Below are 10,699 nucleotides of genomic sequence, written 5' to 3' on the forward strand. Positions count from 1 at the left end.
GAACGGGCTGCAGCCGGCGGCACGGGCGTGGCTCCGGTGGGATTGGGCATGCAAGGCGACTCTTGTTTGTATTTATCGTTGTAATTGGCAAGCATAGGGCAGCGTTACCGCCCGGTAACGGCTCAATCGGGACCTTTACCGGTTAATTCGAGACCATGCCGCACACCATTACTGTCCATTACGCCCAGGGCATCCTGCAGGCCGCCGAGCGCCTGGGGCTGCCGGTGCCTGCCGATCTGCAGGCGGCCAGCCTGGAGCCGCGCATTCCGTTGCAGCGCCAGGACGTTTTCTGGGAAGCCATTTGTGCCGCTTCGGGCGATCCGTTGCTGGGCCTGCGCCTGGGCAGTGCGCTGCAAGTCGGGCACCTGGACATGGTTGGCGCGCTGCTGATGAGCTGTGACCACTATGGCGAGGCGCTGGACGCCTTGCTGGAGTATTACCCGATCATCGCCGAGGGCAGCGAGTTCCAGCGCGAGCAGGATGCGACGCAGGTACGCCTGGTCTATCGGCCGAGCTACGCCGTGCGCCGCGAGGAGCGAGTGGAGGCCGCGCTGGCCAGCCTGGTGCACCTGACTCGCTGGATCACCGGCGATCGCGTCAAGCCGAAGCGACTGACCCTCAGCCATGCCGCACGGGGCGAGCCGGTGCGGTATGTCGAGGTGCTGGGATGCCCGGTTACCTTCGAGGGTGCCAAAAATGCCCTGAGCTTTGCCGTGGCCGATCTCGACGTGCCGCTGATCCAGGCCAACGCCCTGATGCGCGAGCACCTGCGTGCGTTGGCCGACGCCCAGCTCGAACGTCTGGGATCGCAGAGCCTGGCCGCCCGCGTGCAGCAGCTGCTGCGGCAGAACCCGCGCTGGGGCAAGGAGAAGGTCGCCGAGCAACTGGAGCTCAGCGGACGTCACCTCAACCGCAAACTGGCGGACGAAGGCACCAGCTTCAAGCTGCTGCGCGAGCAGGTGTTACATGGCATGGCCGAACAACTGCTGCGCGAGTCCTCGCGACTGGGCGAGGTGGCTGAGCGCCTGGGGTTCTCCGACGAGAGCGCTTTCGCCAAGGCCTTCCGCCGCTGGAGCGGGATGACGCCGGGGCAATTCCGCCAAGGCAACTGAGCCGCCTACTGGCGGTCGCGGTCCAGCAACGCCAGCGCATGGGCGGCGGGCAGGTCGATGCGTTGGGGAATGCTGTGCGGGTGTTCGATAGCACCGGTGCCGGGCAGCTTCGACACGAAGAACTGGTCGACGCCGAAGAACAGCAGGATCAGGGCGATAGCGCCAATCCAGCAGAGTACGTCGTAGTCCAGCGGCCAAGCATGGTGCTGGCGTGGCAAGCGAAGGGAGTTCTGCTTCTTCTTCATGGCGATCACCGCGTTCGGGTTGAGGGACGGCGAAGCCAGGGGACTGCCTGGGTTCGCCGACCATTGTCCGGTTGGCGGTGATGTCGGGGACTCAGGGAGCTCTGTAGGACGAGTAGGAATTTCCTTTGTCTGAAAGTTCCAGGCTCGTAGGGCGTATAGGGTTCGACGTTATACGCCCTTTCGCTCAGGCGCCCGGCAGTGACTTGTCCTTCGGCCAGAGCAGCCACAGCTGGCCATCCTGCTTCATGTGCCCGGCCAGCTCGCCGGCGGCGTCGCCGGTTCCCCAGAACAGGTCTGCGCGCACCTCGCCGACGATGGCGCCTCCGGTGTCCTGGGCAGCCACCGGGCGAACCACCGGTGCGCCGTCCGGGCGGGTGGTGGAAAGCCACATCAGGCTGCCCAGCGGGATCACCTTGCGGTCGATGGCCACGCTGTAGCCGGGCGTCAGCGGCACGTTCAGCGAGCCGCGCGGGCCTTCGTTGCTGTCCGGGCGCTGGCTGAAGAACACGTAGCTGGGGTTGCTCGCCAGCAGTTCGTCGACGCGCTGCGGGTGGGCGCGGGCCCAGTCGCGGATGCGCGCCATGCTGACTTCTTCCTTGCTCAGCTCGCCCTGTTCCACCAGCCAGCGGCCGACCGGCTTGTACGGGCGGCCATTCTGCTCGGCGTAGCCCAGGCGCAGTTGGCGACCGGAGGCCAGCTGCACACGGCCGGAGCCCTGGATCTGCAGGAACTGCAGGTCCATCGGGTCGGGTAGCCAGGCCAGTACGGGCGCATTGACCCCGTCGCGGCGGATGCCGGCGGCGTCAGCGTAGGGTACCAGGGTGTTGCCTTCGAGCTTGCCGCGCAGGCGCTTGCCCTTCAGCTCCGGGTAGACGCTGTCCAGCGCGACGGTGATCAGGTCTTTCGGCACGCCATAGACCGGTACGGTGTGCGTGGCGTCGCGCTGCTGGCTGCCACGGTAGACGGGCTCGTAGTAGCCGGTAATCAGGCCGTTCCTGCTGCCTTCGCCGGAACGCAGCTGGTAGGGCTGCAACTGGGCCTGCATGAACTGGCGGATCGCCGGGGCGGAAGCCGGCACGTTCGCCGCTTCGGCGCAGGTCGCGGCCCAGATGTCATCTTTCTTCAGGCGTACCGCGCAGGCCGAGCGCCAGGCACTGAAGCCTTGCAGTACGTCGCTGTCGGCGGTCTGGGGCAGGTCCGACCAGGCGACCTTGGAATAGGTGGGCGCCTGGGCTTCTTCGGGCTTTTTGCCGAACAGGCCGCAGCCTGAAAGCAGGGTGGCGAAACACAGGGTGGCGAGGAGAGGGCGGGTCCAGTGGCGGGACGAATCGGTCACGGGCGAGTCCTGGCAGGCAAACGAAAGCCCGCTAGCTTGGGCAGACGCGGGGCGTGCGTCAAACGCATCGGTCGGATTTACACGCCTTGCAACGAATCCGCGGGCGGACCGGTAGAATGGCGTTCTGATTCGACAGACGGGTGGTTAGAGCGTGGAGGCAAGGCAGGGTTTCGTCCTGACTCGACATTGGCGGGATACGCCCGAAGGCACCGAGGTGGGCTTCTGGCTGGCCACCGATGAAGGGCCCCGGCATGTGCTGCTGCCGCCGCAGACCTCGGTGGCCTTCGTGCCGGTCGAGCAGCGCGCCCGCGCCGAGAAACTGCTGGCCGGCGAGCGCGGGGCCGAACTGCGCCCGCTGGGCCTGCGCGACTTCCAGCAGCGTCCGGTGCTGGGCTTGTACTGCCAGCAGCACCGCCAGTTGATGAACCTAGAGAAAAAGCTGCGCGAAGCGGGCGTCGAAGTATTCGAGGCAGACATTCGCCCGCCCGAGCGCTACCTCATGGAACGCTTCATCACCGCTCCGGTGACCTTCCAGGGCGAGCCTGGCGAGGGCGGCAGTATCCTCACGGCGCAACTGCGGCCCGCGCCGGATTATCGGCCAAGGCTGAAGCTGGCCTCGCTGGACATCGAGACCAACATCCGTGGCGACCTCTATTCCATTGCCCTGGAGGGCTGCGGCCAGCGCCAGGTGTACATGCTCGGCCCCGCCAATGGCATCGACGGCGAACGCGATTTCGAACTGGAATACTGCGAGAGCCGGGCGCAATTGCTGGAGCGTCTGAACCAGTGGCTGGCCGAGCACGATCCCGACGCGATCATCGGCTGGAACCTGGTGCAGTTCGACCTGCGCGTCCTGCAGGAACACTCCAAACGCCTGGAGGTCCCGCTGCGCCTGGGGCGTGGCGGCGACGAGATGGGCTGGCGGCAGCATGCCTCGTCCAATCACTTCTTTGCCGCGGCGGCCGGGCGGCTGATCATCGACGGCATCGAAGCGTTGCGCTCGGCGTTCTGGAGTTTCCCCTCGTTCAGCCTGGAAAGCGTCTCGCAGACTCTGCTGGGCGAGGGTAAGTCCATCGACAACCCCTACGACCGCATGGCCGAGATCGATCGCCGTTTCGCCGAAGACAAGCCGGCGCTGGCGAAATACAACCTCAAGGACTGCGAGCTGGTCACGCGCATCTTCGAGAAGACCCGCATCCTCGACTTCCTGCTGGAACGCGCCAGTGTCACCGGGCTGCCGGCTGACCGCAGTGGCGGCTCGGTGGCAGCTTTCACCCACCTGTACCTGCCGCCAATGCACCGGCTGGGCTACGTCGCGCCGAACCTCGGTGGCAAGGCGCCGGAAGCGAGCCCCGGCGGCTTCGTCATGGATTCGCGGCCGGGGCTCTACGAATCGGTGCTGGTGCTGGATTACAAGAGCCTGTATCCGTCGATAATCCGCACCTTCCTGATTGATCCCGTCGGGTTGGTCGAAGGGCTGAGCGACCCGTCCGACGAGGCCTCGATCCCCGGCTTCCGCGGCGGACGCTTTTCGCGCACGCAGCATTGCCTGCCGGCCATCGTCGAGCGCGTCTGGCAGGGCCGCGACGCCGCCAAGCGCGACGGTAACGCGCCGCTGTCCCAGGCATTGAAGATCATCATGAACGCCTTCTACGGTGTGCTCGGCTCCAGCGGCTGCCGCTTCTTCGACCCGCGCCTGGCATCATCGATCACCATGCGCGGCCACGAAATCATGCGTCGCACCCGCGAGCTGATCGAAGGGCAGGGGCATCGGGTGATCTATGGCGACACAGACTCCACGTTCGTCTGGCTTGGCCGTGCCCATGGCGAAGAAGAGGCAGCACAGATCGGGCGCGAGCTGGTGCACCACGTCAACCAGTGGTGGGCGCAGCACCTGCGCGAGGAGTACGGCCTGGAGTGCGCGCTGGAGATCCAGTTCGAGCGGCACTTCCGGCGCTTCCTGATGCCAACCATCCGTGGCGCGGAAGAGGGCAGCAAGAAGCGCTATGCCGGCCTGGTTCGGCGTGAGGACGGCAGCGACGAGATGGTCTTCAAGGGCCTGGAAACCGTGCGCACCGACTGGTCGCCGCTGGCCCAGCAGTTCCAGCAGGAGCTCTACCTGCGCATCTTCCAGCGTCAGCCGTATCGCGATTACGTGCGCGACTATGTGAACCGCACCCTCGCCGGCGAGCACGACGGGCTGCTGATTTTCCGCAAGCGCCTGCGCCGCCAGCTCGGTGACTACGAACGTAACGTGCCGCCTCACGTGCGCGCGGCGCGCATTGCCGACGACTACAACGAGCGCCAGGGTCGCCCGCGGCAGTACCAGCGCGGTGGCTGGATCAGCTACGTCATCACCGTCAACGGCCCGGAGCCGCTGGAAACGCTCAGCTCGCCCATCGACTACGACCACTACGTCAGCCGCCAGCTGCAGCCGATCGCCGACGCCATCCTGCCGTTCGTGGACGACGACTTCGGCGGGCTGATCGACAAGCAGATGGGCCTGTTCTGAATTCGGGTTAAAACGAACAAGGCCGGCGAATGCCGGCCTTGTTCATTACGTCTGATGGATCAGTCGCCGCGGTATTCGCAACCGCTGGTGCAGGTCTCGTGTACGCGCACCTTGGACAGCTCCGGCAGCAACGGCTTGAGCTGTTGCCAGATCCAGCGGCAGAGGTTCTCGCTGGTGGGGTTTTCCAGGCCGGGGATGTCGTTCAGGTAGTTGTGGTCGAGCTGATCGTAGATCGGCTTGAAGATCTGCTTGATCTCGGCGAAATCGCGAATCCAGCCGGTATGCGGATCGACCTCGCCCTCGATGTAGATGGCGGCTCGGAAGGAGTGGCCATGCAGGCGGCCGCACTGATGCCCGGCGGGAACGTGGGGCAGGCGGTGGGCAGACTCGAAGGTGAACTCTTTGAACAATTCCACGTGGTGCACTCTGTGACGATTGCCGGCCCGAGAGCGGGTCGGCCGGAAAATGGCTGCATAGTCTATCACCATCGTGCTGTCGGCCTCGCCAGCGGTTCATCCGATTTCCAGCCCCAGGGTCCGGTGTTCGAGATTGAGCTGAGCATCGGCTGGGCCATGCGGAACGGTGCACTGTCCAGCCTGTTGTCTCGCGGCTTTTCTTCTGTTCCTACAGCACCAGCACTAGCCAGCCACAAGGCGTCCGTTTGGTCTGTAGTCCTCTGCGATCGCAGTTGCGGCGAATCCGCATTGATCTGCCGAAATGTCCTACGAATGGCTCAAGGACTCCCGCCTTAAGCTGGTCACCGCAGTTTTTTTCTGTGGCTGGATAAGGAAAACGCAGATGTCCGCTGAAAAAGTCCAATTGGTAGAAGTGTCCGAAAATGCAGCCCAGCGGGTTACGTTCAAGGACGGTGGCAAGGTCAAGGCAAAGGTCGGTACGAAGTACCTCCTCAAGCTCGATAACAGCGAAGTGGCTCCGGAGAACGTCACGGTCAAGCGGGACGGCAAGGATCTGCTGGTGTTCTTCCAGGGCAGCGACAAACCTGATCTGGTCATCCAGGACTTCTACGCCGACGGCATGGATAGCCAGCTCTATGGTGTATCAGAAGACGGCCAGATGTACGCGTATGTGCGTACCGATGGTGAAGGCTTCTACAGCCAGCTGTTGCTGTCCGATGGCGAGATGGCTCCCATCGCTCTGGGCGGCAGCCCGCTGGGTGCTGCGCCGGTGGTCAACGGCGAAATCGACGAATCTGTCGGTTTCCTGCTGTGGCCGCTTCTGGCTGGCGCCGGATTGGTGGGTGGTGTGGCTGCAGTAACCAGGAATGATGACAAGCCTCACACCAAGACCAGCCCCTCCGTCACTGATACCCAGATCACTGATCACGTAGGCCCGAAACAGGGTGTGATCGTCAACGGCGACGCCACCGACGATCCGCGACCGGTCATTTCCGGCAAGGGTGAGGCGGGCGCGATCATCCACATCTATGACAATGACCAGGAAATCGGCAGCACGTCGGTCGGCGCGGACGGAACCTGGACATACACCCCCACTGTTGACCTCAACGATGGTAACCACAGCATCGATGTCGTCCAGGAAGCCAAGGGGGAAAAGCCCAGCGCTCCGGTACATGTCATCGACTTCGCCGTCGACACGATTCCGCCGTCTGCCCCGACCGCCGAGATAAGCGGTGCTGTCGATCACGATGGTCAGACGTACTCGCCCAGCAATGAACCTTCCATTCATGGTACCGGTGAGCCCGGCGACACCATCATCGTCGTTTATCCGACAGGTGAAACCGTTACGGTCGACGTCAAGGACGACGGCACCTGGGTTGCTCCGCCGCCCACTCAGTCGCTCCCCGAAGGCGATAACGACATCAAGGTTATCGCGCAGGACCCAGCGGGCAACCAGACCGAAATCGTCATTCCGGTCATTATCGACACCATCGCTCCGGAATCACCGAAAGTCTGGCTGGATCCTGACTCGGACACTGGCGTCAAGGGTGACAACATCACCAATGACACCAGGCCGACCATCGATGGCCACACCGAGCCGGGCGCAGACGTTACGGTGAAATTCCCTACCGGTGAAACCATCGTTGTCACCGCAGACGCGAATGGTGATTGGTCTGTCACCCCGACGAAGCCATTGGCGGACGGGGCCGGCGACATCACTGTTGTTGCCACCGACCCCGCTGGCAACCTTAGCCAACCCACAGTCATTTCTCTGGATATCGACACCACAGCCCCTGATGCGCCCAAGGTCTGGCTGGATCCGTCATCCGACACCGGTATCAAAGGTGACAATATCACCAGCGACACCATGCCGACCATTGACGGCAAGACCGAGCCGAACGCGGACGTCAAGGTGACGCTGCCAACCGGCGAGGTGATCAACGTCAAGGCAGACGGCGACGGTAACTGGTCAGTGACTCCGACCAAGCCTCTTACGGAGGGTGACAACAGCATCAGCGTCACCGCGACGGATGCTGCAGGAAACGCCAGTCAGCCGACTGTGATCGTGGTCGGCATTGACACGACCACTCCGCCCAAGCCGGTGATCGGTCCGGACGGCACACTCGACATGGTTTACGACAACGTCGAGCCCAAGGTTGGCCCGCTCAATAGCGGCGACAGCACCAACGACACTCGGCCCACCTTCTCAGGCAACGGTGAGCCGAATCAGACCATCACCCTGTACGATGGTGGCAAGAAGATTGCCGAGGCAGTTGTCGGTCAGGATGGCAAGTGGAGCTATGAAGCTCCACAAGATAAGACACTGTCTGAAGGTGCCCATGACATCACGGTGACCGTGACCGATGTTGCGGGTAATGTCAGTCCGTCTTCGGACCCGTTCGTGGTGGTAGTGGATACCATCGCTCCGGATGCCCCCCAGGTCTGGCTGGACCCTGACTCTGATACGGGCGTCAAGGGCGACGGCATCACCAATGAGACCAGGCCAACCATCGACGGCCATACAGAGCCTCATGCCGATGTGAAGGTCACATTGCCCACCGGAGAGGTTCTCACGGCCACGGCGGATGAAAACGGCAACTGGTCGGTTACGCCGAGCAAACCACTGCCGGAGGGTAACAACAACATCAGTGTCACTGCGGCGGACGCTGCTGGAAACACCAGTCCACCGACCGTTATCGTGGTTGATATCGATACCACCCCGCCGGACATTACCAAACTGTTGATTACTGGCGTGGAAGACCATGTGGCGCCGATCACCGGTAATATCCCGAATGGCGGCGAAACCGATGATGCGCGTCCTGAGATCAGTGGTAAGGGTACTGCTGGCGATACCGTTATCGTCTTCAGCAAGGACAGTACCGGTAACCATGAGATCGGTCGCGCCACAGTAGGTGCTGACGGTACATGGAAGCTGACCCCCACACTTCCGCTGGTTTCCGGTGCGAATGACCTGACCGCTGTCGAGATGGACGTAGCGGGCAACAAGACCGATCCGAGCGCGAAGTACAGCATCGACGTTGTAATTGGTGCGCCATCGGTACCGACTATCATCAGTGTCCATGACGATGTCGGTCCATATCAGGGCTTCCTGCAGAAAGGTGATGTCACTGACGACAGCACACCGACCTTCAAGGGCTCCGCTGATGGTGGCAGCGTCATCAAGCTCTATGACGGTAGCACTCTGATCGGCAGCGCCATGGCCGATGCCACTGGTAACTGGAGTATCACCACCGACAAACTGGCCGACGGTCCGCATGAGGTGATTGCCACCGCCACCAACAGCGTAGGTCAGAGCAGTGAACCGACGGGAGGGTGGAACTTCAGCGTCGACACCAACGCGCCGGACAACGTGAAGGGTTTGACCATCACCGATAACGTGGGAGATGTGACTGGTCCGCTGCACGCTGGTGATACCACTGACGACAACCGTCCGGTGTTCAGCGGCGGAGCCGAGCCAAACGGCAAGGTCATCATCTACGACAACGGCAAGGAAATCGGCGAAGCCGATGTAGGTGCCGATGGCAAGTGGAGCTTCACACCGACCGCCGCGTTGTCTGATGGCAACCATGCATTCAGCACGGAAGTACTGGACAAGGCTGGTAACAGCAGTGGCCAGAGTGCTCCGCTGAACGTAGTCGTGGATACCTCCCAGGTCCTGGTCGCGATTACTCATGTAATCGACGATGTCGGCAGCATCACCGGCGACATCAGCAACGGTGGCTTCACCGACGATACTCGCCCGGAAATCCAGGGTACTGGCAAGGCTGGCAGCACCATCAAAGTTTCCGATGGGACTGTCGAGCTGGGCAGCACTACAGTGAAAGCCGATGGCACCTGGAGTTTCACCCCGGTCTCGGACATGGGACAGGGTGCGCACAGCATTACCGCCACCGCGACGGATAAGGCCGGTAATATCAGTGATCCGACCACTGCGTTCATCTTCACCATCGACACAGTGGCTCCTKWMAAGCCGACCATTGACCAGGTACTGGACGATGTCGGTGCGATCCAGGGCCCGATCGCCAACCATGGCGTGACGGACGACCCAACCCCGACCCTGTCGGGCCAGGCCGAAGCCAACTCGAAGGTCACCATCTACGACAACGGCTCCGTGCTGGGCTCGGTGATGGCGGACGCCAATGGAGCCTGGAGCTACACGCCGACCACCGGTATCAGCGAGGGTGATCACAACTTCACCGTCGATGCGACCGACAAGGCCGGCAATACCAGCGTCAAGTCGGATGTCTTCAGCCTCACCACCGACTACACCCCGCCGGACTACAGCAAGCTGGCCATTACTGGCGTGCTGGACAGCGTGGGTGAAGTGACCGGTAACGTCGCCAACAATGGCAGCACCGACGACACCCGTCCGGTGATCAGTGGTACCGGCACGGCCGGTGACACGATCTTCGTCTACGACAAGGACTCCACTGGCAACCATCAGGTCGGCAGTGCCATCGTCGATGCCAGCGGCCACTGGTCACTGACCCCGACGGCCCCCTTGATCTCGGGGGGCAACGAGCTGACTGCGGTCGAGCGTGACCCGGCGGGCAACACCACGGCGCCGAGCGCGAAATACAGCTTCACCGTGGTGACGGTAGGGCCGGCTGTGCCGACCATCGAAAGCGTCTTCGACGATGTAGGGCCGTACACCGGCTTCCTGCAGAAAGGCGACGTGACCGACGACAGCCAGCCGACCTTCAAAGGCACTTCGGATGCGGGCACCACCGTCAAGCTGTACGACGGCAGCACGCTGATCGGCAGTGCGGTGACCGATGCCAATGGCAGCTGGAGCATTACCACCAGCGCACTGGCGGATGGTCTGCACAACGTGACCGCCACAGCGACCGATCCTATCGGACAGGTCAGTGATCCGACGGGAATCTGGAACTTCAGCGTCGACACCACGGCACCGGCCAACGTGACCGGCYTGGCGGTGACCGACAACGTGGGCGCGGTAACTGGCCCGCTGCATGCGGGYGATACCACTGAYGACAACCGTCCGGTGTTCAGCGGCGGAGCCGAGCCAAACGGCAAGGTCATCATCTACGACAACG

At 62.8% G+C, this 10,699-nt stretch carries 6 protein-coding genes; 3 read left to right on the top strand and 3 right to left on the bottom strand.

The window, feature by feature from the left end; translation table 11 throughout:
• The first annotated feature begins 155 nt into the window (after positions 1 to 155).
• Complete coding sequence (locus A6723_RS24780) at positions 156 to 1,112, top strand: AraC family transcriptional regulator (RefSeq protein ID WP_054907049.1); 957 nt, start codon at positions 156 to 158, stop codon at positions 1,110 to 1,112.
• Positions 1,113 to 1,117: 5 nt separating this feature from the next.
• On the opposite strand, the gene A6723_RS24785 is transcribed toward A6723_RS24780, so the two are convergent.
• Together A6723_RS24785 and A6723_RS24790 are read right to left on the bottom strand one after the other, a co-directional pair.
• Complete coding sequence (locus A6723_RS24785) at positions 1,118 to 1,357, bottom strand: hypothetical protein (protein WP_064979876.1); 240 nt, start codon at positions 1,355 to 1,357, stop codon at positions 1,118 to 1,120.
• A gap of 184 nt (positions 1,358 to 1,541) precedes the next feature.
• Positions 1,542 to 2,693: a murein transglycosylase A gene (locus A6723_RS24790; protein WP_054907047.1), complete on the bottom strand. Its 1,152-nt coding sequence runs from the start codon at positions 2,691 to 2,693 to the stop codon at positions 1,542 to 1,544.
• Between the two features lie 151 nt (positions 2,694 to 2,844).
• Between A6723_RS24790 and A6723_RS24795 the strand changes: the two genes are divergently transcribed.
• Positions 2,845 to 5,205 (top strand): DNA polymerase II, encoded by a 2,361-nt coding sequence (locus tag A6723_RS24795; protein ID WP_054907046.1) that lies wholly within the window; start codon positions 2,845 to 2,847, stop codon positions 5,203 to 5,205.
• A 59-nt stretch (positions 5,206 to 5,264) separates the two neighbouring features.
• On the opposite strand, the gene queD is transcribed toward A6723_RS24795, so the two are convergent.
• On the bottom strand, positions 5,265 to 5,621 hold the full coding sequence (gene queD, locus A6723_RS24800) for a 6-carboxytetrahydropterin synthase QueD (protein ID WP_017516521.1): 357 nt from the start codon (positions 5,619 to 5,621) through the stop codon (positions 5,265 to 5,267).
• Between the two features lie 382 nt (positions 5,622 to 6,003).
• On the opposite strand from queD, the gene A6723_RS24805 reads away from it, so the two are divergent.
• A partial coding sequence (locus A6723_RS24805) for an Ig-like domain-containing protein (protein ID WP_256546975.1) occupies positions 6,004 to 10,699 on the top strand: 4,696 nt, incomplete at its 3' end.

Origin of the sequence: Pseudomonas sp. AU11447, from assembly GCF_001672555.2 — a bacterium.
GTDB classification, from domain to species: Bacteria; Pseudomonadota; Gammaproteobacteria; order Pseudomonadales; family Pseudomonadaceae; genus Pseudomonas; species Pseudomonas nitroreducens.

Bases quoted from the DNA above. Each gene is read 5' to 3' on its own strand.
- A6723_RS24780 (WP_054907049.1), top strand. From the start codon at position 156: ATGCCGCACACCATTACTGTCCATTACGCCCAGGGCATCCTGCAGGCC.
- A6723_RS24785 (WP_064979876.1), bottom strand. From the start codon at position 1,357: ATGAAGAAGAAGCAGAACTCCCTTCGCTTGCCACGCCAGCACCATGCT.